This window comes from Paraburkholderia unamae (assembly GCF_003268775.1).
GTDB lineage: Bacteria > Pseudomonadota > Gammaproteobacteria > Burkholderiales > Burkholderiaceae > Paraburkholderia > Paraburkholderia unamae.
The window spans coordinates 172,982-188,488 of the sequence record NZ_QLSU01000003.1 but is presented as its reverse complement, the minus strand read 5'-3'; the positions used below and the strand labels follow the sequence as shown (position 1 = coordinate 188,488).

Here is a 15,507-nt window from a genome sequence, read left to right as displayed (position 1 = left end):
GCCCGGCGACGCTGCGGGCTCAGCGCGCCAGCAAATGGGCGTCCACGAGCGGCGCCAGCGCCTCGGCGTGGACGCTGCCGAGATCGTGTTCGCCGCCGCGCACCACGTGCAGCGTGGCGTTCCCGAGCAGGGCGTTGAGCCGCTCGCCCACGGCAAGCGGACTCAACGGATCGCTGTCGCCCCATAGCAGCAGTGCCGGCTGCGTGAGGCGCGCAATGTCGTCCGAGAGGTCGGCGTGGTACGAGACGAACCAGCTTGGGAAGGCGCTCGTGTCGCCCGCACGCCAGTTCTGCGCGCCGAGCGCGGCGGTGTCGATGCCGCCCGAGGTGACCGTCAGGACGAGATGCGTGACGAGTTGCGGCTTGTCGAGCGCCGCGCGCACGGCGATCACGCCGCCCATCGACTGCGCGACCAACGCCGTGGGCCGATCGATGCGGGCCACCACGCGCCGGACGATGTCGTCGATACTGGCAACGGCCGGGTCCGCCGGTTCGCCTCCAAAGCCCGGATAGCCCACGAACTCGCGCGCCGCGCGCGTGGCGAGGCGTTCGGACAGCGGTTGCCAGAAAGCCTTGTTGCCCGATGCGCCGGGCAGGAAAAGCAGTTGTTCGGGAGTGCTCAAGTCTGTTGCTCCAGCGTGGGGACAGGGGAGGGCGGATTCATTGCGGCGCGCCCGCAAGCTGCTCGCGGGCGCACGATTCGATTAGCTGGATCAAGAGGCGCGCCGGCTCTCCCAGCGTGCCCGGCGCGCGATGCACGAGGCCGATGTCACGATGAAACGTGTGCTGCCCGAGATCGAGCGCACGGACCTTCGCGGGCCAACGCCGCCACGCCACGGTTTGCGGCACCAGCGCGACACCCACGCCGTTCGCCACCAGTTCGACGATGGCTTCCAGCTCGTCCAGCTCGCTCACGTCCTGCACGGTGCAATGCATGCGGCGCAGAAAGCGGTCCACCTGGCGCCCGCCAAACGAGGCCCGATCGTAGCGGATAAAGGGCTGGCTCGCCAGCAGCGTGGCCCAGTCGCCGCCTTTCACGTGGCGCGGCGCGATCAGCCGGAACGGCTCGCGCGCGAGCGAGGTCCAGCGCAAATCGCTTTGCAGTGCGAACGGTGGACGGATGATGGCGGCCATGTCGATCTCGCCCGCGTCCACGAGATGGATCAACTCCATGGAGAGCCCCGGAATCACGCGCGTGCGGCAGCCCGCGCAGCGGCGATGGAATTCGGCCAGCGCCGCCGGCAACACCGCGCGCTGCACGGAGGCGATGGCGCCGAGCGTCACGCGCCCCGTGGCCGCGGGCCCGGCCGCGCTCGAACTCAGGTTCTCGTAGAGGCGGATCACCTCCTGGGCCTGCGCGAGGATCTGCTGGCCCATGGCGTTCAGGCGCGCGGCGCGGCCCTCACGGTCGAACAGCGCGAAGCCCAGCTCCGCCTCGAGCCGTTGCATTTGCGCGCTCACGGCCGCCTGGGTCAAGCCGATCTTTTGCCCCGCCGCCGCGAAGGTGCCTTGCTCCGCCACCGCAACGAGGGTTTTGAGCTCGCGTATCATTCATCAAAATAATTTGTGTGTCGGAAAATTATATATTGATTTTGTTTTTGCTTGAGTGTGTCTACCATTGCCGCAACCGTTCCCCATACACAGCACACAGTACACAGGAGACTTGCCATGTCGCTGTCGCCGTTTCACCTCGCGATTCCCGTTTTCGATCTGCCCGCCGCGCGCGACTTCTACGGCCGCGTGTTCGGCCTCGCTGAAGGGCGCTCCAGCGCGCAGTGGGTCGATTTCGACTTCTTCGGCCATCAGCTCGTGATTCACGAGCATCCGAAAACGGCCTCGCAGGAGCACGCCCACACGAACCCCGTGGACGGCCACGACGTGCCCGTGCCGCATTTCGGCGTCGTGCTGGGATGGAGCGAGTGGGAGGCGCTGGCCGAGCGCCTGAAAACCTTCGGCGTGCAGTTCGTGATCGAACCGTACGTGCGTTTTCAGGGCCAGGTGGGCGAACAGGCAACGATGTTCCTGCTCGACCCCTGCGGCAATGCGCTCGAATTCAAGGCGTTCAAGGACATCGGCCAGCTGTTTGCGAAATGAGCGCGGGCGCTTGCGGGGCGAGCGGGAAGGTCATCGCGCTCAAGGCGCGGGCGCGGGCATGAACTTGAACGACGGCGTGGCCACGAAATTGCCCGACACCTCGCCCGAATAAACCTGGCCCGAGTCGATGGTGAGCTTCATCACGGGGGCGCCTGGCTTGAGGTCGAGCTTGCGCAGCGAGATCCAGAAAGTGTCGGGGCGCGTGGCGGAGTCGAAGTAGTAGACGAGATCGGTCTGGTCCGCGACCGTGCGCCAGATCGTGGACGAAAGATTCGGCATGTTGGGCGTGGTGATGCCGAGCGGCACGCTCACCGAGCGCATGAGGCTCATCACGCTCGCCACCGCCTGGTAAGCGGGATTTTGCTGCGGCACGCCCGCCATATAGGCCGGATCGGGCTTCTTGGGAATCGCGTCGAGCAGGAACGAGGCGCGCACGAAGCGGTCGGCCGCGCGATTCGTGCCGGGCAGGAACGCGAGGCCGCCCACGCCTTTCCAGTACGTATCGAGTGCGAGCTGCTCGGGGTAGATCGGCGAATTCGTCATCACCTTATAGGCCTTGTCGTGCATGATGACAAGCTTGCCGTCGATGTATTCGAGAATCGCCGAGTCGCCTTGCGAGTCCGAAAGCGAGAGGTGGATCGAGATCGGCTTGCCGTCGGGCAGCGGCGGCGCAATGATCTGGAACGGGTCGCGGCCGAGCGCGGCCACGGCTTCGCCAACCGTGGCGAAGTTATCGAGTACGTATTGCGCCCACAGGCTGATGGACAGCGGTGGATGGCCCGAATCGGGCTTGCCGTAATCGGTCTCGGCCAGGTAAAGCGCATTGGCGACGAGGCCGCGCTCGTTCATGCCGTCCACGCTGCCGATGTCGTAGCCCGAGACCACGACGCTCCCATACTTCGAGCGCCAGCGCGGCGAGCGCGGCCCCGCGTTGCCCGTGCGCTCGATGCCGGCCGGAAACACCCACAGGTTCGAGCGCATGTCCTCGGACCAGTCCATTGAACGCCCCGTGATGACCAGACCGCTGTCGCCGACATAGAGCGTGCGCGTGCAGGCATCGGCGGGGGAAATGGCGAGCGGCGCGGCCGCGAGTGCGAGCGAGGCGGCGATCGCGCCGGCTTTCAGACAGGCAAGAGCGTGGGGCAGACGGGGCATGGTCGCGTTCCGGTTGCAGGACGCGCCGATCATGTCATAGAAGCCGTTTCGGGCCGCTCGAACGTGGCCAGGCACAACCGGGCACGCGCGCCGCGTTATGCGGTGCGTATCACGTTCTTGACGGTTGAGGCGAAAATCTACAGGCGCTGTGAATACCGGATTCAACGCGTCCCGCTTAACTGCTCCTCGATGGTCTTCGTCAACGGCGAGTCCACATCACCCGTGTGCTTCGTCTGCACGGGCTCGATCAGCACGAGCCAGCATTCTTCGTCGGCAACGGGGTTGTGCAGGGTGCCGCGCCGTACCACGTGCATCGAACCCGCGGGCAGATCGACGACGCGCCCGCCCTCGTACTGGATCTTCAGATGTCCGCGCACGACGAAGAACAGTTCGTCCTCGTGCGCGTGATCGTGCCACACGAGTTGACCGCGCACCTTGGCGATCTTCACGTATTGATCGTTGACCTGGGCGACGACTTTCGGCGACCAGTATTCGGACACCTCGGCGAACGCGGCTTCAAGGTCGAATGAATCGGCAAACGGATAATCAGGCATCCTTATCTCCAGGTTGGAATGATGGAAGCGGCGAGCAGAACGCCCATCGCGAGATTGAGCATGCGCCAGTGGCGCGGCGTGCGAAAGAGCCGGGCGAACAGCACGCCGAGCGCGCACCACAGCGCAAGCGAAGCGCACGCGGCCACGCCGAATGTCGCGCCAAGCAGCAACGCGAGCCGGTTCGGACTGCTGGCAAGCAACGCGAACGAGGCGGCCGCGCCCACCGTCATCGCCCAGCTTTTGGGGTTCAGCCACAGGAGCAGCAGGCCGTTGACGAGCGTAACCGGCCGTGCGGGGCCCGCGCTTGCGTTGGGCGGCCCGCTGCGCGCGATGCGCCACGCCAGCCACAGCAGATACGCCGAGCCAAGCGCTTTCACGGCCGTTTGCAGCGACGGCAGCGCGAGCAGCAGGCCGCCAAGCCCGAGCGCGGCGACGGCGGCGAGCAAGGCGAGGCCGATGGCGATGCCGAGCATCAGCGGCATCGAGCGAGCGAAACCGAAGCGCGCGCCGGAAGCGGTGGCGAGCGTGGTCGCGCCGCCGGGCGTGATGGTCGCGACGGCGACGAACAGCAGAAGCGGGAGGATCGAGGTCATCGGTGCAGGTCCGCGTGAATGATCTTTGCACTGTACGGATCGCCAATGCATCATCAAAGGCAATAATCTTGATGCGATCCATTACGTTGCATAATGTGTCGATGACCCGAAACTTCGACCTCGACCTGATCCGGACCTTTGTCGCCGTCGCCGAAAGCGGCAGCATGACGGTTGCCGCGAATCGGCTGCACATGACCCAGGGCGCCGTGAGCCAGCAGGTGAAACGGCTTGAAGACCTGCTCGATTGCCTGCTGTTCGTGCGCAAGGCGCGCAAGCTGGAACTGTCGCGTCATGGCGAGCAGTTTCTCGTGAAAGCGCGCCAACTGCTGAAGTTGAACGACGAAATCTGGGCCGACATGACCGGCCGCCCGCTGCATGGCAGCCTGCGCGTGGGCGTGCCCTACGACCTCGTGACGCCGCTCGCGCCCGCGATGAAGGCGTTCGCCGAGGCGCATCCTCACGTCGAGATTTCGCTCGTGTGCGGCGCGTCGCCGGAACTGAGCGAGGCGGTCAATAGCGGCCGCGTGGACGTGTCGCTGGTCGAATCCATCGCGAGCGAAGCCCAGGGCGAAGTGGTTCGCATCGAGCCGCTGGTGTGGGTGAACGGGCGCGACAGCGACGCGTGGCAGAAACGGCCGCTGCCGCTTTCGATGGTGGACGAACGTTGCGCGTTCCGGCCGGTGGTGCTCGGGGCGCTCGCGGACGCGGGCATTGCGTGGCGCACGGTGTTCGAGAGCGGCAATATCGAGGCGACCGCCGCCACGGTGCGCGCGGGGCTTGCGATCACGACGTGGCTTGTCTCGACCGTGCCGGCCGATCTGGAGACGCTCGCGCCGCAAGCGTATGGCTTGCCCGCGTTGCCGCCGTTCGCGATCTGTCTGCGCTTGCCTGCGACGGTTCAGCCGGCGGCGCAGGAGTTTGCGCGCTGTGTGCGCGAGTCGATGGCGGGGGACGCCGCTGGGAACGTGATGCGGGCGCGGCGGGCGGCGTAGGGGCGCGGCTGGGTCGTAGAGGCAGGGCGGTGGGGGCGAGGGCGTGCTGTTGGTGTCCGTCTCCGATCATTTCTGCATTTTTGCGACCAAGAAAGACAAAACTACATCTCTTCCGTCCGTTTCTCACCAAATTCCGCAAAAATCCGTCAGGAAAGACGAATGCCGCCGTAAGCCCTAGGAAATGTCGTAAGGGTTTGTTAATATCGCGCGCTGAGTGAAAATGAGAATGCTTCTCATTGAGAAATTCCGCGAGACGACCCTTCCCAAAACGACATGAACCATCGAGAACCCGCGCGCCGCGCGCGCCGCACGCTGCATCGCCCGTTGCATATTGCCGCCTGGCTGACTTTCGCGGCGGCCCAGGCCGCCGTTGCCCAGACCTCGACGCAGGACGGCGGGGCCCAGAAAACGCCGTCCCAGAACACGAGCGCCACGGGCAACGGTGCCGCGGGCACCGACCAGGCGCTGCCCGCGGTGAGCGTGAGCGCGAGCACGGTGCCGAACTCGCCGCTGAACCTGAGCGCGCCGGTGAACAGCGGCGCGCTCGGCACGCGCTCGCAGCTCGACACGCCGTTCTCGACCACGGTGGTCACGGGTGAGGATCTCGCCGACCGCCAGGTCTACAAGCTCGGCGACGTGTTCGCGGGCGACGCCTCGGTCACCGACAACAGCAACGCCTATAGCGCCTGGGCCACCTACATCACGATTCGCGGCCTGCCCATCGACTGGCAGAACGGTTTTCGCATCGACGGCAATCCGTTCATTTCGTACGGCATCACCATGCCCTACGAACAACTGGAGCGCGTCGAACTGCTCAAGGGCCTGGGCGGCTTCATGTATGGCTTCGCGCAGCCGGGCGGGCTCGTCAACTACGTGACGAAGCGGCCGGGCAAGGACCCTGTCACGAGTCTCGACGTGGGTTATCGCATGGACGGCCTGTTGAGCACGCACGTCGACCTGAGCCGCCGCTTCGGCCCCGACGACATGTTCGGCGCGCGCCTGAACTATACGAAGGAAGCGGGCAAGACCTATAACGCCGGCGACTACAACCGCAACTCGGTTTCGCTTGCGCTCGACGGCCAGCTCACGCGCGACCTCCAGGTGTGGTTCAACGCGCTCTACCAGACGATCCGCTCCAGCGGCCAGCTGCCCGCGATCTACACGGGCAGCTACACGGCGTCGAGCCTGCCCGCCGTGCTCAGCGGCGGCACCAACTGGCTCGGCAGCACCGACCAGCATCTGAACACGAACCTGCAACTCTACACGGCGGGCGTGCGCTACCAGATCGCACCCGACTGGTCGTTCACGACCTCGGGCAGCTACAGCAAGTCGGCGCGCGACCGCAACGAAAGCACGCTCACACTGCTCAATCAGGCCGGCGACTACCAGGACGCGCGCTGGAACGGCGACGAAGGCCACCAGGACATCTACTGGCAGGGCATGTTCGAAGGCAAGGTGAAGACCGGGCCGTTCACGCACCAGCTCGTGATTGGCGGTGCGTACCAGCATCAGACCAACGACTACTCGTCGGTCTCGGTCTATAACGTGCTCGGCATCGGCAACCTGTATCAGCCGAATCCGTTCCGCTATTACTCGGGCAGCGGGCTCGAAACGTACCGCGCGAGCGATATCACGCAGACGTCGGCGTTCGTGAGCGACACCATGGAGATCACGAGCCGCTGGTCGCTGCTCGCGGGCCTGCGCTACACGAACTATAGTCAGAACACCTATTCAACCACGGGCGCGAAAACCGCCGCGTACAGCCAGAACGGCGTGGTCACCCCGACCGCCGCGCTCATGTACAAGCTGGAGCCGAACACGACGCTCTATGCGAGCTACGTCGAGGCGCTGGAGCAGGGTGCGATCGTGGACAGCATGTACGCGAACGGCGGCTCGTTGCTGCGCCCGCTGCGCTCGCGCCAGTACGAGCTGGGCGTCAAGAGCGAGCACGAGCGCTGGAGCGCGACGGCGGCGCTGTTCCGCATCGAGCGCGGCGCGGCCTATGCCAATAGCGATAACGTCTACGTGCAGGACGGCGATTCGATCTACGAAGGGATCGAAGCGGGCGGCAGCGTGCGCCTCGGCCGTAGCTGGCAGGTGGCGGGCAGCGTCACGCTGCTCGATACCTGGTACGCGAAGGGCCAGTCCTTCAACGGCAACCGCGTGGCGGGCGCGCCGAAGTTCGTGGCGGCGGGTCGCGTGACCTATGACATGCCGTACGTGCCGGGCCTGCAACTGTCCGCCGACGCGAAGTTCACGGGCAACACGGAAGTGCGACCGGCCGGCAATCTCCAGACGGGCGGCTATCTGCTCATGAACGTCGGCGCGAACTACTTCACGCGCATTGGCGGCCACGATGTCACGCTGCGCGCGGCGATCGACAACATCACGAACCGCCGCTACTGGATGTTCCAGTACTCGGACTACATCGCGCCGGGCGATCCGCGCACGGTCAGCCTGAACGCGAAGATCGACTTCTAAGCGTTCAAGCGGCTTGCCGTAAGCCGCGCCGCGAGCGGGCGCATTCCGTTGACCGGGATGCGCCCGTTTTGCGTTCAGGAGATTGGTTGCGAACCCGGCGCGGGGTTGCCGAGATCGTCGGTCGGCACGTATTGCTGGTCGAACGCCGCCGCATACAGGGCCCACTCGGGCTCGCCGAGATCGACGAGCAGCGCGCCGTCCTGCCAGATGTCGTTGTGGTCGTTCGAGTCGTCGCCCGCGCGGTGAATGAACTCGCCCCTCGATCCCTGATTCATGTGGACGTCGTGTACGCCGTCGCCTTCGCTGTAGAAGCGGCCGAACACGTACACGTCCAGCGAAGATTGTTGCGCGCGCAACAGGAGACGCTGCAACGAGGCGACGGGCTCGACCTGGTCGGAGCCGTCCATCACGTCGCTGTTGCGCCACGCGCCGGTCTTGGCGAGGAAGTCGCTGCGCAGGAAGTCGAGCGCGGGCAGCGCGTCGGTGCCCGTGAGGTCCGTCGATCCAGGCGACGCGCTCTTGAGTGTGGTGAGCACGCTGTGGCGGAAGTCGAAGACGAGCTTGTACTTGAGCAGATCGTCGGCGTCGGTAGTGCCCACGTTCACGGCAATGTCCCACGGCGCGCCGTTCACGGTGATGCCGAAGTGCAGGTGGTACTGCACTTCATGGGGCCGCCGCGTGGACTTCAGTTGCGGTGCGGAAACGATCTTCGCCTTGACGAAGCCGTAAGGAAGGGCCATCGCGCGCTCCTTGCAGTTCAGGTGGAGCGGCTCATTGTGCCGCCCGAACGTGAATATGCGCTTACAGCGAGGCCGGGCCGCGCGCCCGTGCCTGGCTTCTTGCGCCGCGTGGCTTGTGCGCCGCGCGCTCGACGAGATGCTCGACCATGCGCTGGGCCGCGGGCTGGAGCGCGTCGAACGCGCGAAAGCAGACGATGAAGCGCCGCCGCGCCCAGGCGTCGGTAAGCGCGATGGTGCGCACGTCCATGATGCGCCCGTATGTGTTGCCCACTTCCTCGGGCACGACGCTGATGCCGAGATTGGCGGCCACCACGCGAAAGGACGCGTCGAAATTCGACACCACGGCGCGATAGGTGACGGTGCGCCCGCTGCGCGCCGCCGACTGGCGCAGCATCGTATGAACGGCCGTGGAAGGCGGCAGCCCCACGTGCTCGTAATCGAGCGTTTCCTCGAACGAGATCGAGCGGCGCTTCGCAAGCGCGTGCTCGGGATGCACGGCGAGCACGAGCCGGTCTTCGCGCCAGGGGCGCGCTTGCAGCCCGCCAAGCTCCACGTTGTCCCAGCACACGCCGAGCGAGGCCGCGCCGTCGCGCACGCGCTCCACCAGTTCGCGCGAGGTGCGCTCCTCCACGTTCACGCGAATGTTCTGGTGGGCGGGCAGCCGCATGAAGGAGGCGAGGTCGTCGAGCAGCGCCTCGGCGATTGCGGAGGCCGAGGCGCACACGCTCAAGCTGCCGGAAAGGCCGCTGCCCAGTGCCGCGATGTCGCTCGCGGCGCGCTCCAGCGTGAAAATCACGCTGCGCGCGTGCTCGACGAGCGCGAGTCCCGCCGCCGTGGGCTGCACGCCGCGCCGCGAGCGCGTGAGCAGCGGCACGCCGAATTCGCTTTCCAGTTGGGCAATGCGCTTGCTGATGGCCGAGGGCTCGATATGCTCCTCGCGCGCGGCGCGGCCCATGTTGCCGTGCTCGCACACGCTCACCAGCAGGCGCAGGGTTTTGAGGTCGATGTCGCGCACGGCGTCTCCTTTCAGTGTTTCCGGTTTGGAATCTTGAAGCTTCCAAAATACCGCTTTATGTATTTCATGGAATGCCTAAAGTTAGCACATCGCTGGAGACAAAAACGGAGACACCTTCATGCCCCCATTACCCCTGCGGGCCCAGATCCGCGAGGTCGGCCTGCGTGACGGCCTGCAAAGCATCCAGAGCGTGCTGCCCACCGCGCACAAGATCGAATGGATCCGCGCCGCGCACGAGGCCGGCCAGCGCGAGATCGAAGTGGGCTCGTTCGTGCCCGCGCGCCTCTTGCCGCAACTCGCCGACACGGCGGAACTCGTGGCCTTCGCGAAGACGCTGCCGGAACTGTTCGTTTCGGTGCTCGTGCCCAATCTCAAGGGCGCGGAGCGCGCGCTGGAAGTGCAGGCGGACCTGATGCTCGTGCCGCTGTCGGCAAGTGAGGCGCACAGCCTCGCGAACCTGCGCAAGACACCCGATGAAGTCGTGGCCGACGTGGCCCGCATGCGTGCCGCGCGCGACGCGAGCGGCGCGAAGACGCTGATCGAAGGCGGCATCGGCACGGCGTTCGGCTGCACCCTGCAAGGACGCGTGGAGCCCGCGCAGGTGCTGCACTGCATGCAGGCGCTGCTCGATGCGGGCGCGGACCGCGTGAGCCTCGCCGACACCGTGGGCTACGCGAACCCCGCGGCCGTACGCGAACTCTTCGAGGCGGCGTGCAAGATCGCGGGCGAGCGCCTCTGGTGCGCGCACTTTCACGACACGCGCGGGCTCGCGCTCGCCAACGTCTACGCCGCGCTGGAGGCGGGGGTGACGCGCTTCGACGCCACGCTCGGCGGCATCGGCGGCTGCCCGCATGCGCCGGGTGCGAGCGGCAACGCCGCGAGCGAAGACCTCGCGTTCATGCTCGCCGACATGGGCATCGACACCGGCATCGACATCGAAGGCCTGCTCGCGCTGCGTGCGCGCGTGGCGCAATGGCTGGAAGGCGAAACGCTGCACGGCACGCTCTGGCGCGCCGGCCTGCCGAAAACTTTCGGCGCCGCCGTTCATCACGCTTTATCTGTTTGAGGTCCTTATGAATACTGCCAACCGGCTTCCGCTCGAAGGCGTGCGCGTGATCGAGTTCACGCACATGGTCATGGGCCCGACCTGCGGGATGATCCTCGCGGACCTCGGGGCCGAAGTCATCAAGATCGAACCGCCCGGCGGCGACAAGACGCGCAATCTGCCGGGCCTCGGGATCGGCTTCTTTCGCTCGTTCAATCGCAACAAGAAGAGCGTGGTGCTCGACATCAACACCGCGGCGGGGCAGGCTGCCGCCGTCGAGCTGATCGGCCAGTGCGACGTGATGCTCGAAAACTTCCGGCCCGGCCTCATGGAAAAGCTCGGCCTCGATTACGCCACGCTCGCGCAACGTTATCCGCGCCTCATCTACGTCTCGCACAAGGGCTTCTTGCCCGGTCCGTACGAGAAGCGCCTCGCACTCGACGAAGTCGTGCAGATGATGGGCGGCCTCTCGTACATGACGGGGCCCGCCGGGCGTCCGCTGCGCGCGGGCACGTCCGTCAACGACATCATGGGCGGCATGTTCGGCGCCATCGGCGTGCTTGCCGCGCTGCGCGAGCGCGACGCAACCGGGCGCGGCCAGGAAGTGCAGAGCGCGCTGTTTGAGAACTGCGTGTTCCTGAGCGCGCAACACATGCAGCAGTACGCGATGACGCATGAAGCGCCGCCGCCCATGCCCTCGCGCGTTTCGGCGTGGAGCGTGTACGACGTGTTCACGCTGGCGGACGGCGAGCAGCTTTTCATCGGCGCGGTGAGCGACAAGCAGTTCGTGACGCTGTGCGATGTGATTGGCTGCCCGCAGCTTGCCGATGAACCGCACTTCGCGAACAACGCACTGCGCGTGGCGGTGCGGCCCGAACTGCTGGAGCGGCTCGCGCAGGTGCTCGCCACGCACCAGGTGGCCGAACTCACGCCGCGCCTCGAAGCGGCCGGCATTCCCTACGCGCCTATCGTGCGCCCTGACCAGCTGCTGGACGATCCGCACCTGAAGGCGAGCGGCGGACTCGTGCCCATGCAGACCGACGACGGCGGCACGACCGAAGTCGTGTTGCTGCCTTTGCTGATGGGCGGCCGCCGCCCCGGCGTGCGCCAGCCGCTCGCGCGCGTGGGCGAGCATACCGAAGAGGTGCTGGCGGGCCTGAAGGCGCACGCCTCGCCCTGAAGCACGGGCAAAGCGCACGTTAGCGGTTCCAGTGCCGAGGTAGTCGGATCGTGGCGCGCGCAATGTGTTGCGCGCCGCGTGGTTACGCTCGGCTTTTCAGAAGAAAGATGCCCAACGAGGCGTCATCACGGAGACAAGCATGCAACGAACCTTGGGCGCGGACGATCCGCTCGACGCCGTCACGGCCATACCCGTTGGCAATCGCGCGGCGGCGGCGCTTTCCGCGCGCCTCGACCGGCTGCCCGCCACGCGGCAGCTCTGGATGCTGGTGCTGCTGATATCGCTGGGCGGCTTCTTCGAGGTCTACGACCTCATTTTCACGGGCTACATCGCGCCGGGCATGGCGAAAAGCGGCATGCTGCAAACCACGACCTCCGCGTTCTTCGGCTTCAACGGCATGGGCGCGTTCGTGGCCGCGACGTTCGCGGGGCTGTTCATCGGCACGTTTTGTCTCGGCTGGCTGCCCGACCGGTTCGGACGCCGAAGCGTCTTCACGTTCTCGCTGCTCTGGTATTCGGTGGGATCGGTGGTGATGGCGTTCCAGCACAGCGCGGAAGGGCTGATTCTCTGGCGCTTCATCACGGGCATCGGCGTGGGGATCGAGATCGTCACGATCGACAGCTATGTGACGGAGATGGTCCCGCAGCGCATGCGCGGCCGCGCGATGGCGTTCAATCAGGCCATCATGTTCTCCGCCGCGCCCATTGCGGCGCTGCTCTCGTGGTGGCTCGTGCCGCAGGCGCCGTTCGGTCTCGACGGCTGGCGCTGGGTCGTGCTCGCGGGCTCGCTTGGCGCGGCGCTCGTGTGGTTCGTGCGCCGCGCGGTGCCGGAAAGCCCGCGCTGGCTCGTCTCGCACGGCCGCACCGAGGCGGCGGAGCGCGTGATCGCGCGCATGGAGGAGCGGGCCGTGCGCGAGAGCGGCAAGGCGCTGCCCGAACCGACACCTTCGCTCGTGCTGCCCGCGCACCGGCGCGCCTCGCTCGCTGAATTGTGGCAGCCGCCGTACCGCTCGCGCCTCATCATGCTGATCGCGTTCAACCTGTGCCAGGCCGTTGGCTACTACGGCTTCGCGAACTGGGTGCCGACGCTGCTGATCGGGCAGGGCGTGACCGTCACGAAGAGCCTGCTCTATGCGGTTGTGATCGCCGTCGCGCTGCCTTGCGGACCGTTGCTCGCCATGCTCGTGGCCGATCGCATCGAGCGCAAGTGGCTCATCGTCGGCTCGGCGTTCGCGGTCGTGGTGTTCGGGCTGCTGTTCGCGCAGGCGCGCGGTCCCGTTGCGCTCATCGCGCTCGGCGTGCTCATCAGTCTCGCGGGGCAGACCATTTCGGTGTGCTATCACGCCTATCAGGCCGAACTGTTTCCAACGGCCGTGCGTTGCAGCGCCAATGGCATCGTCTATTCGGCGAGCCGGGTGGGCGCGATGATGTCGGGCTTCATCATCGCCGCGCTCTTGCGCGACTTCGGCGTGAACGGGGTGTTCGCGGGCATCACCGTGTGCATGCTCGCGGTGATGATCTCCATAGGCGGCTTCGGACCGCGCACGAATGGCGTGCGGCTCGAAGAGCTTTCTGGGTGAGCGGCGGGTTGCTCTACTTATTTGCGCTTCATGTCGCCGGGCGCGCGCGGATCGAATTCCATGAAGCGCGCGGCCAGCATGGCATAAAAGAATTGACGCAGGCGGGTGGCGAAGGGCGTAGGCATGGCGGTTTCGAGTGAATGCATGAGCGGGTGGGTAGACCTGCATGCCAACGCAATTCGTATGCCATTGGCCTGGCCCGCCTTGCGCGTGCCTTCGCGCACGCATTGAATGCACGTGATGCCCCGTCACGGTGCTTGACCTCGCAACGTGGTGCACGCGCTGCACTGCGATTGCGCGCACGCGGCGCCCTGAAGCCCGCGTGGCCCGCCATCTCGCGCCGCTACGGCGCACGCAGCCTCGTTCATCCCCATTCGCAACACGCCTGGCACAGAACTCGCTAATTAGCCTGGCGAGAGGTGCGAAGCAATTTGCATCATCTTAGGATCGCTAGGGTTCCGGTCGGCGCAATGCACGAGTCCGTGCGGCGTGTTCGATGCCTGGTCCGAGAGCAATCCGGTCTCGTCTCCCACCTTGCCTGCAAGGCGGCGATGAGGCTCCACGGAGGGATAAAAGCCCGGGAGGTCGCGATGTCGTTCGGTCGCCCTCTCACGCCCCATCCCTTCGCAACCAGGAGCCCTCATGCCGTCAAGCTTCTCTTCCGCCACCGCGCAGCCTGATCTGCCGCCCGTCGACGTGTTGTGGGAAACCGTGATTCCCGCGGGCACGCACTGGTCGGGCATCCTGCGCCGCGGCCTCGCGCTGCGCGTGATCGACCTCGAAGGCGGCGCGAACCTCGCCGCCGTGTTTCACCGCCAGGAAGATCCGCTCGAACGCTACAACATGGCCGACACGCTCAAGGCGCAGCACACGGCCCATCTCACGCGCGGCCATGCACTCCATACCGACATGGGCCGCGTGATTGCCTCGATCACGGCGGATACGCTCGGCTGGCACGACCCGCTCGGCGGCGTGGGCGACGCGGCGCTGTTCGCGCGCAAGTATGGCGAGAAGCGCTACCAGGCGCATCGCAACGAGATGATCCGCAACGGCCGCGACAGCCTCGTGCTCGAACTCGCGAAGTACGGCCTCGGCGCGCGCGACCTCGTGGCCAACGTGAACTTCTTCAGCAAGGTGGCCGTGGGCGACGACGGCGCGCTCGAATTCGTGCCGGGCCACTCGCGCGCGGGCGCGGCGTTCGACCTGCGCTTCGAAATGAACACGCTGGCCGCGTTCTCCACGGCGCCGCATCCGCTCGACCCGCACGGCGAGTACACGCCGAAGCCGGTCAAGCTCGTGGCATGGCGCGCCTATGCGGCTGACGCCAGCGCGAGCGCCGACGACCTGTGCCGCAACGCCTGCGCGGAAAACCAGCGCGGCTTCATCAACACCGACCGTCTGTTTGCCTGAGCGCAAGGAAGCCGTCATGCCGATCATCGAAAGCGCGCTCGACGCGCGCAACGCCCATACCGATTTCACGCTGCCCGCGGGCGAACCGTGGATGCACGACATGAAGCGCGGCGAAACGCTGCGCATTGTCGATCTGGAAGGCAACCAGGCCGTGGACACGCTGTTCTACAGCAGCGCCGACCCCACGGAACGCTATAGCGCGCAAGACACCATCCGTGCGCAACGCAACCTCTACCTGAGCGCGGGCAGCGTGCTGATGTCCAATCGCGGCGCGCCGCTGCTCACTATCACCGCCGATACGTGCGGCCGCCACGACACGCTCGGCGGCGCTTGCGCGGCCGAGAGCAACACCGTGCGCTATGCGCTCGAAAAGCGCCACATGCACAGCTGCCGTGACAGCTACCTCAACGCGCTTGCGCACTGCACATGCGGCGTGGGCGCGCTGCTCGGCAAGCGCGACATCGTCAGCAACATCAACTTCTTCATGAACGTGCCCGTGACGCCGCTTGGCAAGCTCACCTTCGAAGACGGCATCTCCGCGCCCGGCAAATACGTGGAAATGCGCGCGGAGCAGGACGTGACGGTGCTGATCTCGAACTGCCCGCAACTGAACAACCCGTGCAACGGCTATAACCCGACGCCCGTGCGCTTGCTGGTGTGGGGGGCATGA

Annotated in this window: 16 protein-coding genes and 1 riboswitch; of the genes, 8 read left to right on the top strand and 8 right to left on the bottom strand. The window is 66.2% G+C overall.

Features of this window, described 5'->3' with window-relative positions:
• Positions 1 to 19 precede the first annotated feature (19 nt).
• Both C7401_RS06035 and C7401_RS06030 read right to left on the bottom strand, forming a co-directional pair.
• A complete protein-coding gene (locus C7401_RS06035) occupies positions 20 to 622 on the bottom strand; it encodes an alpha/beta fold hydrolase (RefSeq protein WP_112170448.1) in 603 nt (200 codons plus the stop codon).
• A gap of 37 nt (positions 623 to 659) precedes the next feature.
• Positions 660 to 1,550, bottom strand: coding sequence for a LysR family transcriptional regulator (locus C7401_RS06030; protein ID WP_112170447.1), 891 nt, complete (start codon positions 1,548 to 1,550; stop codon positions 660 to 662).
• Between the two features lie 117 nt (positions 1,551 to 1,667).
• On the opposite strand from C7401_RS06030, the gene C7401_RS06025 reads away from it, so the two are divergent.
• A complete protein-coding gene (locus C7401_RS06025) occupies positions 1,668 to 2,093 on the top strand; it encodes a VOC family protein (RefSeq protein ID WP_112170446.1) in 426 nt (141 codons plus the stop codon).
• A gap of 39 nt (positions 2,094 to 2,132) precedes the next feature.
• Here C7401_RS06025 and C7401_RS06020 read toward each other — a convergent pair whose 3' ends face one another.
• The 3 genes from C7401_RS06020 to C7401_RS06010 all read right to left on the bottom strand — a co-directional run bounded on the left by C7401_RS06020 (position 2,133) and on the right by C7401_RS06010 (position 4,395).
• Positions 2,133 to 3,248, bottom strand: a complete 1,116-nt coding sequence (locus tag C7401_RS06020) for a linear amide C-N hydrolase (RefSeq protein ID WP_112170705.1) — start codon at positions 3,246 to 3,248, stop codon at positions 2,133 to 2,135.
• A gap of 161 nt (positions 3,249 to 3,409) precedes the next feature.
• Positions 3,410 to 3,802 (bottom strand): cupin domain-containing protein, encoded by a 393-nt coding sequence (locus C7401_RS06015; protein WP_112170445.1) that lies wholly within the window; start codon positions 3,800 to 3,802, stop codon positions 3,410 to 3,412.
• Between the two features lie 2 nt (positions 3,803 to 3,804).
• Complete coding sequence (locus C7401_RS06010; protein ID WP_112170444.1) at positions 3,805 to 4,395, bottom strand: LysE family translocator; 591 nt, start codon at positions 4,393 to 4,395, stop codon at positions 3,805 to 3,807.
• Between the two features lie 101 nt (positions 4,396 to 4,496).
• Here C7401_RS06010 and C7401_RS06005 point away from each other — a divergent pair, with 101 nt between their 5' ends.
• Positions 4,497 to 5,387 (top strand): LysR substrate-binding domain-containing protein, encoded by an 891-nt coding sequence (locus C7401_RS06005; RefSeq protein ID WP_112170704.1) that lies wholly within the window; start codon positions 4,497 to 4,499, stop codon positions 5,385 to 5,387.
• 273 nt (positions 5,388 to 5,660) lie between these two features.
• Complete coding sequence (locus C7401_RS06000) at positions 5,661 to 7,868, top strand: TonB-dependent siderophore receptor (RefSeq protein WP_181565501.1); 2,208 nt, start codon at positions 5,661 to 5,663, stop codon at positions 7,866 to 7,868.
• A gap of 74 nt (positions 7,869 to 7,942) precedes the next feature.
• Here C7401_RS06000 and C7401_RS05995 read toward each other — a convergent pair whose 3' ends face one another.
• Together C7401_RS05995 and C7401_RS05990 are read right to left on the bottom strand one after the other, a co-directional pair.
• The gene (locus C7401_RS05995; protein WP_112170443.1) at positions 7,943 to 8,608 is read right to left on the bottom strand and encodes a DUF2278 family protein; all 666 of its coding nucleotides are present in this window, start codon (positions 8,606 to 8,608) and stop codon (positions 7,943 to 7,945) included.
• 61 nt (positions 8,609 to 8,669) lie between these two features.
• Positions 8,670 to 9,623, bottom strand: coding sequence for a LysR family transcriptional regulator (locus C7401_RS05990; RefSeq protein ID WP_112170442.1), 954 nt, complete (start codon positions 9,621 to 9,623; stop codon positions 8,670 to 8,672).
• 118 nt (positions 9,624 to 9,741) lie between these two features.
• Here C7401_RS05990 and C7401_RS05985 point away from each other — a divergent pair, with 118 nt between their 5' ends.
• The 3 genes from C7401_RS05985 (at position 9,742) to C7401_RS05975 (ending at position 13,427) form a co-directional block, all read left to right on the top strand.
• Positions 9,742 to 10,689 carry a hydroxymethylglutaryl-CoA lyase gene (locus C7401_RS05985; protein WP_112170441.1) on the top strand — a complete coding sequence of 316 codons (948 nt, stop codon included), beginning with the start codon at positions 9,742 to 9,744 and terminating at the stop codon, positions 10,687 to 10,689.
• 7 nt (positions 10,690 to 10,696) lie between these two features.
• Positions 10,697 to 11,848, top strand: coding sequence for a CaiB/BaiF CoA transferase family protein (locus C7401_RS05980; protein ID WP_112170440.1), 1,152 nt, complete (start codon positions 10,697 to 10,699; stop codon positions 11,846 to 11,848).
• 139 nt (positions 11,849 to 11,987) lie between these two features.
• Positions 11,988 to 13,427 carry an MFS transporter gene (locus C7401_RS05975; RefSeq protein ID WP_112170439.1) on the top strand — a complete coding sequence of 480 codons (1,440 nt, stop codon included), beginning with the start codon at positions 11,988 to 11,990 and terminating at the stop codon, positions 13,425 to 13,427.
• A 17-nt stretch (positions 13,428 to 13,444) separates the two neighbouring features.
• Here the strand turns inward: C7401_RS05975 and C7401_RS44260 are convergent, their stop codons facing one another.
• The gene (locus tag C7401_RS44260; protein WP_146757885.1) at positions 13,445 to 13,651 is read right to left on the bottom strand and encodes a hypothetical protein; all 207 of its coding nucleotides are present in this window, start codon (positions 13,649 to 13,651) and stop codon (positions 13,445 to 13,447) included.
• Between the two features lie 215 nt (positions 13,652 to 13,866).
• Positions 13,867 to 14,013, top strand: a riboswitch (guanidine-I (ykkC/yxkD leader).
• 56 nt (positions 14,014 to 14,069) lie between these two features.
• Between C7401_RS44260 and C7401_RS05970 the strand changes: the two genes are divergently transcribed.
• Positions 14,070 to 14,837: an urea amidolyase associated protein UAAP1 gene (locus C7401_RS05970; RefSeq protein WP_112170438.1), complete on the top strand. Its 768-nt coding sequence runs from the start codon at positions 14,070 to 14,072 to the stop codon at positions 14,835 to 14,837.
• Positions 14,838 to 14,853: 16 nt separating this feature from the next.
• Positions 14,854 to 15,507, top strand: a complete 654-nt coding sequence (locus C7401_RS05965; protein WP_112170437.1) for an urea amidolyase associated protein UAAP2 — start codon at positions 14,854 to 14,856, stop codon at positions 15,505 to 15,507.